17 protein-coding genes are annotated in these 16,368 nt (G+C 67.8%); 6 read left to right on the top strand and 11 right to left on the bottom strand.

What is annotated here, in order from left to right; translation table 11 throughout:
- Positions 1-600 carry a hypothetical protein gene (locus tag AC07WJ_RS19230; RefSeq protein ID WP_494936221.1) on the bottom strand — a complete coding sequence of 200 codons (600 nt, stop codon included), beginning with the start codon at positions 598-600 and terminating at the stop codon, positions 1-3.
- A gap of 154 nt (positions 601-754) precedes the next feature.
- On the opposite strand from AC07WJ_RS19230, the gene AC07WJ_RS19225 reads away from it, so the two are divergent.
- The 4 genes from AC07WJ_RS19225 to der all read left to right on the top strand — a co-directional run bounded on the left by AC07WJ_RS19225 (position 755) and on the right by der (position 4,019).
- Entirely contained in the window at positions 755-1,333 is a 579-nt protein-coding gene (locus AC07WJ_RS19225; RefSeq protein WP_494936220.1) for an NnrU family protein, read from the top strand.
- A gap of 162 nt (positions 1,334-1,495) precedes the next feature.
- Positions 1,496-2,143, top strand: coding sequence for a tetratricopeptide repeat protein (locus AC07WJ_RS19220; protein ID WP_494936219.1), 648 nt, complete (start codon positions 1,496-1,498; stop codon positions 2,141-2,143).
- A gap of 178 nt (positions 2,144-2,321) precedes the next feature.
- Positions 2,322-2,633: a hypothetical protein gene (locus AC07WJ_RS19215; protein ID WP_494936218.1), complete on the top strand. Its 312-nt coding sequence runs from the start codon at positions 2,322-2,324 to the stop codon at positions 2,631-2,633.
- A gap of 9 nt (positions 2,634-2,642) precedes the next feature.
- Positions 2,643-4,019, top strand: a complete 1,377-nt coding sequence (gene der, locus AC07WJ_RS19210) for a ribosome biogenesis GTPase Der (RefSeq protein ID WP_494936217.1) — start codon at positions 2,643-2,645, stop codon at positions 4,017-4,019.
- A gap of 77 nt (positions 4,020-4,096) precedes the next feature.
- On the opposite strand, the gene AC07WJ_RS19205 is transcribed toward der, so the two are convergent.
- Entirely contained in the window at positions 4,097-4,708 is a 612-nt protein-coding gene (locus AC07WJ_RS19205; RefSeq protein ID WP_494936216.1) for an NAD(P)-dependent oxidoreductase, read from the bottom strand.
- A gap of 107 nt (positions 4,709-4,815) precedes the next feature.
- Between AC07WJ_RS19205 and AC07WJ_RS19200 the strand changes: the two genes are divergently transcribed.
- Positions 4,816-5,193 carry a winged helix-turn-helix transcriptional regulator gene (locus AC07WJ_RS19200; RefSeq protein WP_494936215.1) on the top strand — a complete coding sequence of 126 codons (378 nt, stop codon included), beginning with the start codon at positions 4,816-4,818 and terminating at the stop codon, positions 5,191-5,193.
- A 213-nt stretch (positions 5,194-5,406) separates the two neighbouring features.
- On the opposite strand, the gene AC07WJ_RS19195 is transcribed toward AC07WJ_RS19200, so the two are convergent.
- The 6 genes from AC07WJ_RS19195 to AC07WJ_RS19170 form a co-directional block, all read right to left on the bottom strand.
- Positions 5,407-6,150: an SDR family NAD(P)-dependent oxidoreductase gene (locus AC07WJ_RS19195; protein ID WP_494936214.1), complete on the bottom strand. Its 744-nt coding sequence runs from the start codon at positions 6,148-6,150 to the stop codon at positions 5,407-5,409.
- Between the two features lie 12 nt (positions 6,151-6,162).
- Complete coding sequence (purF, locus tag AC07WJ_RS19190) at positions 6,163-7,674, bottom strand: amidophosphoribosyltransferase (protein ID WP_494936261.1); 1,512 nt, start codon at positions 7,672-7,674, stop codon at positions 6,163-6,165.
- A 246-nt stretch (positions 7,675-7,920) separates the two neighbouring features.
- The gene (locus AC07WJ_RS19185) at positions 7,921-8,535 is read right to left on the bottom strand and encodes a CvpA family protein (protein WP_494936213.1); all 615 of its coding nucleotides are present in this window, start codon (positions 8,533-8,535) and stop codon (positions 7,921-7,923) included.
- 477 nt (positions 8,536-9,012) lie between these two features.
- Positions 9,013-10,428 (bottom strand): DNA repair protein RadA, encoded by a 1,416-nt coding sequence (gene radA / locus AC07WJ_RS19180; protein WP_494936212.1) that lies wholly within the window; start codon positions 10,426-10,428, stop codon positions 9,013-9,015.
- 20 nt (positions 10,429-10,448) lie between these two features.
- Complete coding sequence (alr, locus tag AC07WJ_RS19175; protein WP_494936211.1) at positions 10,449-11,567, bottom strand: alanine racemase; 1,119 nt, start codon at positions 11,565-11,567, stop codon at positions 10,449-10,451.
- Between the two features lie 16 nt (positions 11,568-11,583).
- Positions 11,584-13,074 (bottom strand): replicative DNA helicase, encoded by a 1,491-nt coding sequence (locus AC07WJ_RS19170; protein WP_494936210.1) that lies wholly within the window; start codon positions 13,072-13,074, stop codon positions 11,584-11,586.
- Positions 13,075-13,415: 341 nt separating this feature from the next.
- Here AC07WJ_RS19170 and AC07WJ_RS19165 point away from each other — a divergent pair, with 341 nt between their 5' ends.
- Positions 13,416-14,255 (top strand): outer membrane protein, encoded by an 840-nt coding sequence (locus AC07WJ_RS19165; RefSeq protein WP_494936209.1) that lies wholly within the window; start codon positions 13,416-13,418, stop codon positions 14,253-14,255.
- Positions 14,256-14,387: 132 nt separating this feature from the next.
- On the opposite strand, the gene rplI is transcribed toward AC07WJ_RS19165, so the two are convergent.
- From rplI to rpsR, 3 genes are all read right to left on the bottom strand, one after another.
- The gene (gene rplI / locus AC07WJ_RS19160) at positions 14,388-14,954 is read right to left on the bottom strand and encodes a 50S ribosomal protein L9 (protein ID WP_494936208.1); all 567 of its coding nucleotides are present in this window, start codon (positions 14,952-14,954) and stop codon (positions 14,388-14,390) included.
- 30 nt (positions 14,955-14,984) lie between these two features.
- Positions 14,985-15,935 (bottom strand): DUF2232 domain-containing protein, encoded by a 951-nt coding sequence (locus AC07WJ_RS19155; RefSeq protein ID WP_494936207.1) that lies wholly within the window; start codon positions 15,933-15,935, stop codon positions 14,985-14,987.
- 175 nt (positions 15,936-16,110) lie between these two features.
- Entirely contained in the window at positions 16,111-16,368 is a 258-nt protein-coding gene (gene rpsR, locus AC07WJ_RS19150) for a 30S ribosomal protein S18 (RefSeq protein WP_494936206.1), read from the bottom strand.

Genomic DNA, 16,368 nt, shown 5'->3' with positions numbered 1-16,368 from the left:
CTAGCGGGCGCGCGCCGGGCGCGGCTTGGGCAAAGGCGCCAGCGGCATGGTCATCTCGGTCGCGGGGGCCGTCGCGGCCGACGCCGCGGACGCGGAGCCGGTCGTCTGCGGCGCCGCTTCGGCGACCCGCCCCGGGTTCAGCGAAATACGCCGGACGCCGTCCGTGGTGGCTTCCTGGCCGTTCTGCAGCGGCACGCTCGGCCGGCCGGCGATCGCTTCGGCCGGTGCGTCGGGTGCGCTGACCGAAACCCGCTCCTGGCGCTTGTTCGGGTCGATGTCGGGCAGGACCAGCCGGACCGGGGTCGAGGAACTGGATGCCAGGGCCGGCGCGGCGACCGGCGGAGGCGCGGGCGGTGTCGCCGCCCAGGCGTCATTGCCCGCCAAGTCCTGATTGCTGAAGGTGAACCCGGCCGCGGCGGCCGCGGCGATACAGACGGCGCCGCTCGCCATCAACAGACCGCGCCATCGGCCGCCCTGCAGCCGTTTCGCCACCACACGCTCCTGCTCGGGATCGTAGAGGCGCTCCGCCGGCGGCGTCGCCGCCACATCCGAATCGATGCGGGAGGCAAGCTCGCTTTCGGGCAAATGGGTTGGGGTCATTCGCTACAATCGATTGGTTGACAGCAGAACGGCTATCACTTCCGCCGCTTGCTGGCCAGATGATAGGGTTACGCACGGAGCTGATCGTGTCGTTTAGCTCCGCAAATGCGGCGACCGCGTGGCGCCGGCAGAAAAAGCCGTGGAAGGACACCCGATGTCGATCCTGATCCTGGGACTTGCACTGTTTCTGGGCGTGCACGTCCTCACCATGATGAGGGCCCCCAGGGCGCGGCTCGTGCAGAGGCTCGGGGAGGGGCCCTATAAGGGCGCCTATTCCCTGGTTTCGGCAATCGGTCTCGGCCTCGTCATCTACGGCTATGGCGCGGCGCGTGCCCAGGGCTACGTGCAGATCTGGTCGCCGCCGGCGGCCTTCGGCCACGTCACGGCCCTGCTGATGGCGGTCGCCTTCGTCGCCCTGGTCGCCTATGGCGCGCCCAACGGCAAGATCAAGTCGACGCTGAAACATCCCATGCTGGTCGCGGTCAAGGCCTGGTCGCTCGGTCACCTCCTGGCCAATGGCGACCTGGCCTCGATGCTGCTGTTCGGTTCGTTTCTCGCCTGGGCGGTGGCGGCGCGAATCTCCCTCAAGCGCCGGCCGGACGCGGTCGAACCGCCGCCGGCGCCCTGGGGAACCGGCGACGTCATCGCCATTGTCGGAGGACTCGCGGCCATGGTGGTGTTCATGATCTGGCTGCACCCGGTCATCATCGGCGTGCCGGCGATCATCCGCTGACCGATCATCCGTCGACCCGCCACAACGCCGCTTCGCCCCTCCGCGTCGCAATGCCCCATCCATGCGGCGTTTGCTTCGGCGGGGGGGAGTTGATAGGTTCCGCGCCGCTTCGGCAGACCGCCGCCCCTTTGGGAGCGCGGTGCTGCCTCTTTGGATGACCCGATGGCCGATATTTTCGATGAAGTCGAAGAGGACCTGCGTCGCGCGAGGTTCGAGCAGTTCTGGAAGAAATACTGGCCGCTCATGGTCGCGCTCGCGGCGATCGTGATCGTCGTGGTCGGCGGCTGGCGCTTCTACGACTGGCGCCAGGATCAGCAGTCGGCCGCCGCCGGCGCCCGTTTCGAGGCGGCCATGCGGCTCTCGCGCACCAATGGCGCCGAGGCCGAAGCGCAGTTCGCGTCGATCGCCGCCGATGCGCCGTCGGGTTACCGGATCCTGGCGCGACTGCGCCAGGCGACCGAACTTGCCGGGCGCGACAAGGCCGCCGGGATCGCGGCTTTCGACGCCATCGCCGCCGACAGCGCCATCGGTCCGGTGCTGCAGGACGTGGCGCGGATCCGCGCCGGCTATCTGTTGGTCGACACCGCCAGCCCGCAGGAGGTCGCCCGCCGCGTCGAACCGCTGGCGGCGGCCGGCCTGCCGTTCCGCCATTCGGCCCGCGAACTGATGGCGCTGGCCGCCCTGCGCGCCGGCGACAAGGCCGGCGTCGACAAGTGGCTGCAGGCGATCCAGGCCGACCAGGAGACGCCGCAGGGCGTGCGTGGCCGTGCCGAGCTGATCGCCGCGGTCAGCGCCGGCCTCGCCAAATAGCCGCAATTCGTCAGCAGTGGATGCCACGCTTGCCGGATCCGGGCATTTTCCTGCGAAGGGCTTGCCGCTTCGCACCGCAAATGCGGTAGAAGGCAGTGAAATGGCGTCCCGTTCCGCGTTCCACGACACGGCAACGGGCACCAGCGTTCAGACCTCAAGAGCCGAACGGACCAGAGACATGACTTCCTCCCGCCTCGATCGACGCCTCGTCCTGCGCGCCGGTGCGCTCGCCGCCCTTGGTCTCGGGCTGACGGCCTGCGAATCGCTGCAGGACATTCCGGCGATGTTCGAGCGCAAGCCGCCGCCGCTGCCGGGCGATCGCCAGGCCGTGTTCCCCGAGGGCGTGCCCGGCGTCGATCGCACCATTCCGCAGCCGGCCAATGCGCCGCCGGATGTGGCGCCGCCTGCGCCGCCGGCCGAACCGCCGCCGGCCGAGCAGCAGCCGCGCCGTCGCCGGGGCAGCCGCCCCGATGCGCAGAACCCCGGTTGATCGTCGGATATGGCTTTCACACTCGCCATTGTCGGCCGTCCCAATGTCGGCAAGTCGACGCTGTTCAACCGGCTGGTCGGCAAGCGCATCGCGCTGGTCGACGACCGGCCGGGCGTGACGCGCGACCGTCGCGAGGGTGATGCCCGCCTCGGCGATCTCGATTTCACCATCATCGACACCGCCGGCCTGGAGGACGCCAATACCGGCACGCTCGAGGCCCGCATGCGGGCGCAGACCGAAGAAGCGATCCGGCTCGCCGACGTCATCATCTTCATGGTCGATGCGCGCGTCGGCCTGACACCGGACGACCATGTCTTCGCCGACCTGGTGCGCCGCTCCGGCAAGCCGGTCATCCTCGCCGCCAACAAGAGCGAGGGCAAGGTCGGCATGGCCGGCGCCTACGAGGCCTTCGGCCTCGGCCTCGGCGACCCCGTGCCGCTCTCCGCCGAACATGGCGAGGGCCTGTCCGAGCTTTACGATGCCCTGGCCGTCCACATGCCTGCGCCGGTCTTCGAAGACGAGGACGTGGCGGAGGGCGAGGACGAGGTCGACGATCCCAACAAGCCGATCTCCGTCGCCATTGTCGGCCGGCCGAATGCCGGCAAGTCGACCCTGGTCAACGCCCTGATCGGCGAGGACCGCATGCTGACCGGCCCCGAGGCCGGCATCACCCGCGACGCCATCGCGGTCGACTGGGACTGGGGCGGACGCAAGTTCCGGCTGGTCGACACCGCGGGCCTGCGCAAGCGCGCGCGCATCGAGGACAAGGTCGAGAAGCTGTCGGTCGCCGATGCCCTGCGCGCGATCCGCTTCGCCCAGGTCGTGGTCGTCTGCATGGACGCCGAGAAGCCGTTCGAGGACCAGGACCTGCGCATCGCCGACCTCGCGGCCAAGGAGGGCAGGGCCGTCGTGCTCGCCTTCACCAAATGGGACCTGATTCCGCACAAAGGCGGCAAAGCCGCCAAGCTGCGTGAAGAGGCCGACCATTGGCTGCCGCAGATCAAGGGCTGCCCGGTGGTCGCCAATTCGGCGGAGACCGGCCAGGGTCTCGACCGGCTGATGCAGGCGATCGTCGACGCCCGCGTGCCGTGGCAGAAGCGCATCTCGACCAACCAGCTGGTCCGCTGGCTGCAGGAGACGCTCGATCATCACCCGCCACCGGCGGTGTCGGGGCGGCGCATCAAGCTGCGCTACATGACCCAGGCCAAGACGCGCCCGCCGACCTTCGTGGCCTTCTGCTCGCGCCCCGAAGCCTTACCGGAGAGCTATTTGCGCTATCTCGTCAACGGCCTGCGCGAAAGCTTCGAGCTGCAGGGGACGCCGATCCGCTTCCACCTGAAGAAGACCGACAATCCCTACGCGGATGGCGCCCGCAAGATCTACTGAGGGTGCGCTGCAAGGACGGCCGCCGGTGAGCGAAGGGCCGATGTCTCCATCAACCCTGCCGGCGGCGGCCGCGGCGCTCAGTAGCCGACGGTGAAGCGCCGGCGCTCATGCGCGGGCTTCTCCAGTTCGTCGACCAGGGCGACGGCGAAGTCCTCGAACGAGATCCAGCTCTTGCCCGCGGCGTCGGCCAGCAATTGATCGGTGCCGAGCCGGAACTTGCCGGTGCGCTCGCCGGCGACGAACAGGGCCGAAGGCGACAGGAAGGTCCAGTTCAGGGTCGGTTCGGCCTTCAGCAGGTCGAGGAAGACGCCCCCAGCGAGCGCTTCGCTCTTATAGGCGGCGGGAAAGGCCGGCTGGTCGACCAGGCGCGCGCCGGGAGCGACCTCCAGGCTGCCGGCGCCGCCGACCACCAGATAGCGCGGCGCACCGGCCGCCTTGACCGCGGCGATCAGCTTGACCGGATCGGAAGCGGTGAAGTGCACCGAGCTGATGACGGCGTCGTGCCCGCTGATCACCTTGGCGAGGGCCTCGGGGGCGTCCGCGTCAGCCTTGACGGCGGTGATATGGGCGCCTGCGGCGATCTTGGCGGGATCCCGCGCAATGGCGGTCACGGCGTGGCCGCGGCTGGCGAGTTCGGCGAGGATGCGCGAGCCGGCATTGCCGGAAGCGCCGATCAGAGCGACTTTCATCAGGGGATCTCCATGTGGTAGTAACCAATGGATACCAAGTGCGTCTGGAAGCTTTCGCTGTAAAGAAGGCACTTTCAGGTCACGTGGTCACCCCGGAGAAATCGCCCATGCGCAATCCCAATGTCTTCGACGGCAAATGCCCGACCCGGGTGGTGCTCGATCGCGTCGGCGACAAGTGGGCGGTGCTGATCCTGCTGCTGCTCGCCGCCGAGCCGCTGCGTTTCAACGAATTGCGCCGCCGGATCGACGGCATATCGCAGAAGATGCTGTCGCAGACCCTGAAGAGCCTGGAGCGTGACGGCCTGGTAGGACGCAAGGCTTTCGCCACGGTGCCGGTGACGGTCGAATATTCGATCACGCCACTCGGTCTGACGCTCTATTCGGCGGTCGACAGCCTGCGCGTCTGGGCCGAGGGCCATCTCGCCGAGGTCGCCGCCGCGCAGCAGCGTTATGACGGCGGGCAGGGTCTGTCGGAAGCGGCTTGAGCGAAGGGCGAATAGCGAGTGGCGAAGGGGGCTCACGAGGCGCGGCCGCCCGCGCCCATCGGGCACCGCCGCTCGTACAGTCCACACGTCTCATCTCAGCACAGGACCTTCGCTTTTTGCGCGGAGGCGCGAGCGAAGCGATGACGGCCTGGCGGCGTGCAGGACGCTTTTCCGCCCCCTTCGCTACTCGCCACTCGCCACTCGCCACTCGCCTCAGGCCGGGTCCTGGAACGCCTTCAGCGTCTTCGCCGGATAGTCGTAGATCATGGCCGTCTCGGTCACCGCTGGCAGGCACAGCGCCAGGATGGCGCGCGCCGGGCCTTCCGGGCCCTCCAGGGTCGCCGGATCCTCGCCGGGCATGGCCTGTGCCCGCATGGTGGTGCGGATCGGGCCCGGATTGAACAGGTTGACGCGGAGCGGGTTGTTGGCATTCTCGGCGGCATAGGTCAGCGCAAGCGAATTGAGCGCCGCCTTGGTCACCGAATAGGGGCCCCAGAACGGCCGGTTGCGCCACGCCGCCCCGGACGAGACGAACACGGCGCGGCCGGCATCCGATTGCTGCAGCAGCGGATCGAACGATCGGACCAGCCGCCACTGGGCGGTCAGGTTGATCGCGACGGTGTGATCCCACTCCTTCGGCGTGACATGGCCGAGCGGCGCGATCGGACCGAGAATGGCGCCATTGGCCACCAGCACGTCGAGCTTGCCCCAGCGCTCATGGATGGCGAGGCCCAGCCGGTCCAACCCGTCGCCGTCCTTGATGTCGAGCGGCACCAGCGTCGCCGCCCCGCCGGCCCCGCGGATCGCGTCGTCGAGCGATTCGAGACCGCCCTGGGTGCGCGCCACCGCCACGACATGGGCGCCGGCTTCCGCCAGCAGCAAGGCCGTGGCGCGGCCGATGCCGCGCGAAGCGCCGGTGATGCAGGCCACGCGGCCCGAAAGAGGCTTGTCGGTCATGAAGGCAGGATCTCAGCTCGCTTCGGCCAGCAGCGAGAGCTGCTTGGCGCCTTCGCTGACCAGGTCGGTGATCGGCGTCGGATAGTCGCCGGTGAAATAATGGTCGGTGAATTGCGGCTGGGCGGCGTCGCGGCCCGGCTCGCCGAGCGCGCGATAGAGCCCGTCGACCGAAATGAAGGCGAGCGAGTCGACGCCCAGATAGCTCTGCATCTCGTCGAGCGACATGCGCGCGGCCAGGAGCTTGTCCTGCTCCGGCATGTCGATGCCGTAATAGTCCGGATACTTGATCGGCGGTGAAGCGATGCGGAAATGCACCTCGCGGGCGCCGGCATCGCGCATCATCTGGACGATCTTGCGCGAGGTGGTGCCGCGCACGATGCTGTCGTCGACCAGGACGATCCGCCGGCCCTCGATCACGGCGCGATTGGCCGAATGTTTCAGGCGCACGCCGAGCTCACGCACCGACTGAGTCGGCAGGATGAAGGTGCGACCGACATAGTGGTTGCGGATGATGCCGAGCTCATAGGGAATGCCGGATTTCTGCGCGAAGCCGATCGCCGCCGGCACGCCGGAATCCGGCACCGGCACCACGACATCGGCTTCGACCGGAGCCTCGGCGGCCAGCGTTGCGCCGATCTGCTTGCGCAGGCCGTAGACGTTTTTGCCGTCGACCACAGAGTCGGGCCGCGCGAAATAGACATATTCGAAGATGCACGGGCGCAGCTTGCGCGGCGGGAACGGCCGGATCGATTCCAGGCCCTGGTCGGAGATGACGACGACTTCGCCATTGGCGACCTCGCGCACGAAGCGCGCGCCGATGATGTCGAGCGCGCAGGTCTCCGACGTCAGGATATATTTGCCGTCGAGCTCGCCGATGACAAGCGGCCGGATGCCCAGGGGATCGCGTGCGCCGATCAGCTTCTTGTTGGTCATGCCGACAAAGGCATAACCGCCCTCGACCTGGCCGAGCGCGTCGATGAACCGGTCGGCGAAGCGGTTGCGCCGGGAGCGGGCGACGAGATGCAGGATCACCTCGGTGTCCGAGGTCGCCTGATAGATCGCGCCATCGGCGATCAGGCGCCTGCGCAAGGTCAGGCCGTTGGTGAGGTTGCCATTGTGGCAGACGGCGAAACCGCCGGTCTCCAGTTCCGCGAACAACGGCTGGACGTTGCGCAGGATCATGCCGCCGGTGGTCGAATAGCGGGTATGGCCGACGGCCGACGAGCCGGGCAGGCGCTCGATCACTTCGCGCCTGGAGAAGTTGTCGCCGACCAGGCCGAGCCGCCGCTCGGAATGGAAGCGGGCGCCGTCGAACGAGACGATGCCGGCCGCCTCCTGGCCGCGATGCTGCAGGGCGTGCAGGCCGAGCGCGGTCAGCGCCGCCGCATCCGGATGGTCATGGACGCCGAAGACGCCGCATTCCTCGTGCAGGCGGTCGGCTTCGCTGTCGAAGGCCCCGTCATCCGCGGCCTGTCGGTCGAAGTCCTCGCGCGCATGCTCCAGGTCCGCCTCGTAGTGGCGCACCTCTAGGGATCGCGTCATGGCATCCTCGTCCAAGAACGAGACCGGCGGGGCCCGGAATGGGCCATCGGCGCGATCTCCTGGTCCAACAGAAATACGAGCCCTGGCCCGATCCGGATGGATCGCTTCAGTGCTCCGAAGGCTCCGATCGTCGCCCCGTCACGTCATATGCGGGGTGATGCGCCGGTTAGAAAGACCCTTTCCACCCCATGCACGGCGGCCATGCGCCGCCGGGCCACGTTCTCAGTCTCAGGACCGGCGCTGCGGCTGGGCCGGCGGCGTCGCTCCAGGGGCTGCCGGCGCGGCCGGCGGCGCGGTGCCGTCGGCGGGCGCCGCGGCCGGCTGCTGCGAACGATTGAGCCGCCGCAGGATATCCGAGCCTTCGAGGTCCTGGGGCAATTTCTCGATCAGCCAGTCCTTGGTATTGTCCAGGAGGGCGTAGGATTTCGCCTTGGCGATCCAGTCCGGCCGGTTGGTGCTGGGCACCAGCCAGGTGAAGAAGGCGAATGCGACCACCACGATGACCAGGCCGCGCGCCAGGCCGAAGGCGAAGCCGAGGGTGCGGTCGAGCACGCCGATCTTCGAATCGAGAATGGCGTCCGAGATGCGGATGGTGATCAGCGAGACGACCACCAGCACGGTGAGGAATACACCGGCGATGACGATGGCCTTGGCGGCCAGCTCGTTGGACACCTGGGTCTGGGCGAGCGGCAAGAGCCGGGGGAAGGCCCACCAGGTGGCGAGCGCCGCCAGGCCCCAGGAGGCGATCGACAGAACCTCGCGGACGAAACCGCGGACCATCGCGAGCAGCGCTGAAATCAGCATGATCGCGGCGAGGCCCATGTCGAGATAGGTGACCGGCATCGGGGGAGGGCTCCGGGCAAGCAGAACGAGTGGCGCGAGTCGTATCAAGCCGCGCGATCACGCGCTTATAGCGAGGCATGCGGCTGCCGTCACCCCGTCAGCCACAGGCAAATCGCGGAAGCAATTCTGCTGTCCGGTCGCCGCCATTTCGGACCTGGTCGCCATTCATCTCGACCAATGATCAGGGCGCGTCCCGGCAACAGCGCGAGATGGGTGCCGATGGCACGGTCGACGCAAGTCGTGGATGCCCGGGACGAGCCCGGGCAAGACGATGCGGCGAGCTTTGCGCCGCCCTGGGTCATGGGCGGGAGTCCTCTACGCCGGGCTCCCACGCGCTTCCCGCGACGCTGCGCTTCGTCTTGGCCGGGCTTGTCCCGGCCACCCACGAATTCCGGTCTGGTTCTTCGCAAGGCAGCCCGCAGCGGCCTTTGTGCCCGCCGCCCTGGCCTCGAAACGAAGCCCTCGATCCGGGCGCCTCTACTCGCCGGCCACCGCCTTGGGCTTGCGGGCGCCGACGCCGGCGGCCGCGATATCGGCGACCAGTGTCGAGAGGTTGGTCACGGAATGGGTGCCGAGACCTGCCTCCGCCGGTTCGCCGCGCGCCACTTCCGGGATCACCGCCTTGGTGAAACCGAGTTTCTTGGCCTCTTTCAGGCGGGCGGCGGCCTGGGCCACCGGCCGGACCGCGCCGGACAGGCTGACCTCGCCGAAATAGACCGCATCGGCCGGCAGTACGGCGCCGGTCAGCGAGGAGACCAGGGCCGCGGCGACCGCCAGATCGGCGGCCGGCTCGGCGATCCTCAAGCCGCCGGCGACGTTCAGGTAGACGTCGTGGCTGCCGAGCCTGACGCCGCAATGGGCGTCGAGCACGGCGAGCACCATGGACATGCGGGCATTGTCCCAGCCGACCACCGCGCGGCGCGGCGTGCCGAGCGTCGAGGGCGCGACCAGGGCCTGGATCTCGACCAGCACCGGCCTCGTGCCCTCCATGCCGGCGAACACCGCCGTGCCGGGCGCGCCGAGATCGCGGCCGGCGAGAAACAGTTCCGACGGATTCGGCACCTCGCGCAGGCCCTTGCCGGTCATTTCGAACACACCGATCTCGTCGGTCGGGCCGAAACGGTTCTTCACCGCGCGCAGGATGCGGAAATGGTGGCCGCCTTCGCCCTCGAAGCTCATCACCGCGTCGACCATGTGCTCGACGACGCGCGGGCCGGCGATCTGGCCGTCCTTGGTGACGTGGCCGACGAGGATCACCGCCGCGCCGGACTTCTTGGCGTAGCGGATCAGCACCTGGGCAGCCGAGCGCACCTGGCTGACCGTGCCCGGCGCGCTCTCCACCTTGTCGGTCCACATGGTCTGGATCGAATCGATCACCACCAGCCGCGGCGTGCCGCCTTCCGACAGGGTCGCGACGATATCCTCGACATTGGTCTCGGCGGCGAGCTCGACCGGCGAGGCCGTCAGGCCGAGCCGCTCGGCGCGCAGCCGAACCTGGCCGACCGCCTCTTCGCCGGAGATATAGACGACACGGTGGCCCATGCGCGCGAGCCGGGCCGAGGCTTGGATCAGCAGTGTCGACTTGCCGATGCCGGGATCGCCGCCGATCAGGATCACCGAGCCTTTGACCAGGCCACCGCCGAACACCCGGTCGAGCTCGCCGACCTGGGTCTCGGTGCGCGGCGCCTGATCATTGACGCCGTCGAGGCCGGCCAGCGCGAAGGTCCGGCCTTTCTTGGCGCCGCCCTTGGCCGGCGCGCCGCCGACGCCGGTCGTGGCGACGCTTTCCTCGGCGATCGTGTTCCAGGCGCCGCAGCTCTCGCATTTGCCCTGCCAGCGGCCATAGCTGGCGCCGCAGGACTGACAGACGAAAGAGGTGACGGTGCGCGCCATGGAGCCTGCGTGAGCTGGAATCAGTCTCCGGTATAACGCCTGTTATAGCGTCGCCCAAGGCTGGTCAGCATTTCGTAGCCGATCGTGCCGGCGACCTCGGCGACCTCGTCGACGCCGATGCCGTCCCCGAGAAGGGTGACGAGGTCGCCGCGCTTGACTGGGCCGGCCTCGGTGAGGTCGATCGCGATCAAGTCCATCGAGACCCGCCCGGCGAGCGGGCAGGTCGCGCCATTGACACGGACCTTGGCCCGGACATTGCGGTCCACGGAACCGGCGGCGCGCAGATAGCCGTCGGCATAGCCCACCGACACGATGCCGATACGGCTCGGCCTGGCGGCGGTCCAGGTCGCGCCATAACCGACCGCGTCGCCGGCCCTGACGTCGCGGACCTGGACGAGCGGCGCCTGAAGGCGGACCACCGGCTCGAGCGGGTCGCGTCCGGCGGAGAAGCGAGCGCCATAAAGCGCGATGCCCGGCCGGGCGAGGTCATGGCGGGCCGCGGCCATGGTGCAGCCGGCGGAATTGGCGAGCGAGCCGGCGACGCCCGGAAACAGCCCGCGCAGTTGCGCGAAGCGATCGATCTGGCGCGCCGTCAGCGGGTGGCCCGGCTCGTCGGCGCAGGCGAAATGGCTCATCAGCAGCGCCGGCTCGAAGGCCAGCGCGTGCGGGCCGGGCTCGGCCAGCAGGGCCGCCTCGGCGAGGTCGAGGCCGAGCCGGTTCATGCCGGTATCGACATGGACGGCGGCCGGCCAGCGCTTGCCCGTCGCGGCGCAGAAGGCACTGAAGATCTCGATCTCGTCGCGGCTGCCCAGCACCGGCCGAAGCGCATGATCGGCATAGGTGGCGAGCGCCTCGCCGAACAGGCCGTTCAGGACATAGATGACCGCGCCCGGCAGCACGGCACGCAGTCGCCTGGCCTCGGAGAGGTGCGCGACGAAGAAGGTGCGCGCGCCGGCGGCCGCCAGCGCCGGTCCGGTCGCCTCGATGCCGGTGCCATAGGCGTCGGCCTTGACCACGGCGGCGCATTCGGCTCCTGCCGTCATGGCCGTCAGAGCACGATAATTGCGCTGGATGGCGCCGAGATCGATCGTCAAGCGTGCGCCGGCCTCATCCGCCGGCACGTGGAATGCCCCGCTCATCGTGCTGTTCCAGCCTCTATTCCAGCCTCTGGGGCAAATGATCCTCCTCGGCGAGATCCGAGAAGCGCGTGACATTGGCCTCGAATTGCAGCGTAACCGTGCCGGTCGGTCCGTGACGCTGCTTGCCGACGATCACTTCGGCCTTGCCGTGCAGCCGGGCCATTTCGTCGCGCCACTTGATATGCTCTTCCGTGCCCGGCTTCGGCTCGCGGTTCTGGATGTAATATTCTTCGCGGAACACGAACAGCACGGCGTCGGCGTCCTGCTCGATCGACCCCGATTCGCGCAGATCGGCGAGCTGCGGGCGCTTGTCGTCGCGCGCCTCGACCTGGCGCGACAGCTGCGACAGCGCCAGGATCGGCACGTTCAGCTCCTTGGCCAGCGCCTTCATGCCGGTGGTGATCTCGGTCAGCTCCTGCACGCGGTTCTGGTTGTTCTTCGACGAGCCGGACAGGAGCTGGAGATAATCGACCACCATGAAATCGAGCCCGCGCTGGCGTTTCAGGCGGCGGGCACGGGCGGTCAGCTGCGAGATCGACAGGCCGCCGGTATCGTCGATGTAGAAGGGAATCGCCTGGATCTCGCGGGCGGCCTCGGTCAGCCGGTAGAATTCGTCCTCCTGGATGTCGCCGCGGCGGATCTTGTAGGAGGAGATCTGCGCCTGCTCGGCCACGATACGGGTGGCCAGCTGGTCGGCGCTCATTTCCAGCGAGAAGAAGCCGACAATGCCGCCATTGGTGGTCTTGTGCGTGCCGTCGGCCTCGACCTCGAACTTGTAGGCCTTGGCGATGTTGAAGGCGATATTGGTGGCGAGCGCGGTCTTGCCCATGGCGGGGCGGCCGGCGAGCACCACGAGATCGGAGGGCTGCATGCCGCCGAGCGTCTTGTCGAGGTCGCGCAAGCCGGTGGAGATGCCCGACAGGTGGCCATCGCGCTGATAGGCTTGGCCCGCCATGTCGAGGGCACGCGCCACCGCGTCGGTGAAGCGCTTGAAGCCGCCGTCGTAACGCCCGCTCTCGGCCAGCGAGAACAGGTTGCGTTCGGCGTCCTCGATCTGCGCGCGCGGCGGCATGTCGACGGGGGCGTCATAAGCGACATTGACCATGCCCTCGCCGATCTGGATCAGATCCCGGCGGATCGCCAGATCGTAGATCGAGCGGCCATAGTCCTCGGCATTGATGATGGTGGTCGCCTCGGCCGCCAGGCGCCCGAGATATTGAACGATCGTCAATCCGCCGATGTCGAGCGCCGGATCCAGGAAGGTCTTGAGCGTGACCGGCGTGGCGATCTTGCCGCCGCGAATCAGCGATGCCGTGGTCTCGTAGATCTTCTGGTGCAGCGGATCGAAATAATGCTTCGCCTCGAGAAAGTCGGCGACCCGGTAGAACGCCTCGTTATTGACCAGGATCGCGCCCAGCAGCGCCTGCTCGGCCTCGATATTGTGCGGGGCCTGGCGGTACGCCGGTTCGGCGGCGCCGACGGGGACTAGGGCGGGCAGGGCGGACATTGCTTCAGGTTTCGACAGCTGGCTTCGGGGGACCCCGTCTCTAGCAGGCTTGGAGCGCCCGATGCGAAGGCTTTTCCGCCGGGCGCCGACAGAGCCCCAATGTCCCCGATTCTCACAGGCACGGAAAAGAAACGCTTTGGTGATTGACACTGGCCGGCCGGCATCCCGTCGACTCGCCGTCTCCGCCCAGGCGCAAGCCCTGGGCAAGAAATCGGCCCAGACCCCATAGATGTCGCGGTGAAATCAACTTTTTACCTAGCGCGGAAACCCAACGTTAACTCTGCCGTGCGATCCCTTTGCAATCCGCACAAGCGGTTACTCATTCGTGAAGGGGCGCTCCCATGTTCAAGCGTGTCGCATTACCCATGGTCGCCTTAGCGGCCCTCACATTCGGTGCGAAGGCGGCCGATCTCGGCGGAGCGGCGCTCCGAGGTTCGGAAGTCATTGCCGCGGCTCCCGACTATGTCGACAAGTGGAGCGGCTTCTATATCGGCGGCCAGGTCGGCCTGCAGTCCCAGCGCAACTGGGGTTCGCACAGCGACTCGAGCAACTCGACCCGGCCCGACGGCAACGGCGTGCAGCACTACGATTTCGACTACGACTTCGCCAAGACCGGCTTCAGCTACGGCCTGCATGCCGGCTATCAGCGCCTGTTCAATCAGGTTCTGTTCGGCGTCGAGGCCGATTTCGAAGGCCCGATGTCGGCGATCCAGTCGTCCTGGTACAATTCCAACCCCGATTTCGGCCAAGGCAACCACTATCAGCAGCGGCTCCGCTCGAACTGGCAGGGTTCGGTGCGTGCCCGCCTCGGCTGGGTGCACAACGTCAAGACCCTGTTCTACGTGACCGGTGGTTTTGCCTTCGGCAACTTCAAGGCTTGTACCGTTCTCAACGATTGCCAGGGCTTTGTCGGCCATGTCGTGAAATACACCTCGACGCGCGTCGGCTGGACGATCGGCGCCGGCATCGAGCACAAGTTCTCGTATAACTGGTCGGCCCGTCTCGAGTACCGCTACACCAATTACGGCTCGCGCAACTGCTACGCCCAGGACGCCTGCGCGATCAACGCCAACGCCTCCGACATCAGCAACCGTATCGAGACCCATGCGGTTCGGGTCGGCATCAGCTACCTCTTCGGTTCGCCGCCGGTCGCCGTCGAGCCGATCGTCGCTCGCTATTGATCTCACCCTGTTCGAGGCGGGGGGCGCGTCTCGCGCCCACCGGCCCCAACAAAAAACGCCCGGCTTCGCAGCCGGGCGTTTTTGCATGGGCGGCCGGCCGCCGCGCGGGCAGCCGGCCTTGATCGGACGGGCTCAGCCCTCGTTCTGGCCGGCCTCGCCGGCATCCATGAACTCTTCCGGATTGAAGGTTTCGAAGGTCGGCTCTTCGGCGCGCTGGGTCAGGTCCTCGCCATGGGTCTGGCGCTCGGCCTCGCCGACCGAACGGGCGACGTTGACGGTCACATGAGCGTCGACTTCCGGGTGCAGGGCGATCGTCACCTTGTGCAGGCCGATGGCCTTGATCGGGCTGTCGAGCTGGATCATGGCGCGCGCCACGGTCACGCCGCCCTCGGTGATCGCCTCGGCGAGATCGCGGGCCGACACCGATCCGTAGAGGTGACCGGTCTCGCCGGCCTGGCGGATGATCACATAGGTGGTGCCGTCGAGCTGTGCGGCGACGCCTTCGGCATCCTTCTTCAGTTCGAGGTTATGCGCCTCGAGCTGGACCTTCATGGTCTCGAACTTCTTGCGGTTGGTCTCGGTCGCGCGGAGCGCCTTGCCCTGGGTCAGCAGGTAGTTCCGGGCATAGCCCGGCTTCACCTTCACGACTTCGCCCATCTGGCCAAGCTTGGCCACGCGCTGCAGCAGAATCACGTCCATGTTCAATCTCCTTGTGGTGTCAGGTGCATGTCATGTGTTGGAGGGAGCCGAGGGCGGCGCCTGGCGCTTGTCCCTCAGGTTGAAAAGCACGTCGGCGAGGCCGGCGAGTGCAACGAAGATCATCGGCCAGCCGATGATGAAGGTCAGGGCGTAGAGGAGGCCGAGCGCGAAACCGCGCATGCTCCAGCCGCGCGTCACGTCATGGGCGAGCGCGTAGCCGGCCAGCGCGAACACCGCCAGGCCCACGGCCGTCACGATGATGCCGACATGGCCGACGATGCCGGTGGCGAACGATGCCAGGGTTCCCGCGAGCAGGGCGACGGCGGTCCAGCGCGGCAGCCGCATCGACGGCAGGTCCGGCCAGGGCCGCACGAGCTTGCCCGAGGCACGAACGATCCGGCCGGCGACGAACAGGTTGAGCGCCGTGACCAGGGTCCAGACGATGGCGGCGGCGACCGGCACGGCCGCGGTCATGAAGGCCGCCAGCATGGCCTGCGTCTCGCCGTCGACCGAGGTCATCTGGCGCAGCGTCTGGTCGACGGCGGCGCGCAGCGATGTCTGATAGGCTTCGAAATCGAAACCGAACAGCACCGCCATGCCGAACAGGGTGAGGGCCACCGCGCCGACGCCGATGGCCGACAGCAACAGGCCCGGCGGGCACCATTCCACGGCTTGCGGATCGGCGGCGGTCGGCGCGGCGCGCGTGGTGAGCGCGAGATAGGCCAGGACCCAGGCGGGCAGGCCGATGGAGAAGAAGAAGAACAGGCCGAGCTGCGAGCGCAGCGCCAGCGACAGGGCGAGCGCGCCGATCGTGCTGGCGAAGGCGCCGGCATAGTGGCCCCAGCCGAGGCCTGCGATCAGCACGGGCAGGGCCGCGAAATAGAACAGGACGATAGCCAGCGGGTTCCCCGACGCGAGTGTCGCGAAGAGGAGGGCGGACGCCAGTCCGGCGCCGAAAGCAATGGCGAGGGTCGGTCCCATCGTCAGCTGTCCCGCTCGATCCCGAGGGTTAGGGGGCTTCACCCCAACTTCAGCCGCGACGGTTCATCCGTCCGGCCGACGATCAATAGTCAACTTGGCAGAACCGGTGGGGCGTTGGCCGTCCCACCGGCAATCTCAGGACGCGATCGACTGATCGCGTTGCTTGATCACGTGATCACTTGATCACGTAGGGCAGAAGGCCGAGGAAGCGGGCGCGCTTGATCGCCTGGGCGAGCTCGCGCTGCTTCTTGGCGGAGACCGCCGTGATGCGCGACGGCACGATCTTGCCGCGCTCGGAAATGTAGCGCTGCAGCAGGCGCACGTCCTTGTAGTCGATCACCGGAGCATTCGGGCCGGAGAACGGGCAGGTCTTGCGACGGCGGAAGAAGGGACGGCGGGCGCCGCCACCGGTCGAGGTCGATGCGGACGTCAT

It is taken from the genome of Phreatobacter sp. GW821-FHT04C01 (assembly GCF_059420385.1).
Note: the sequence above shows the minus strand (reverse complement) of the source record. Positions and strands in the feature narration are given on the sequence as shown.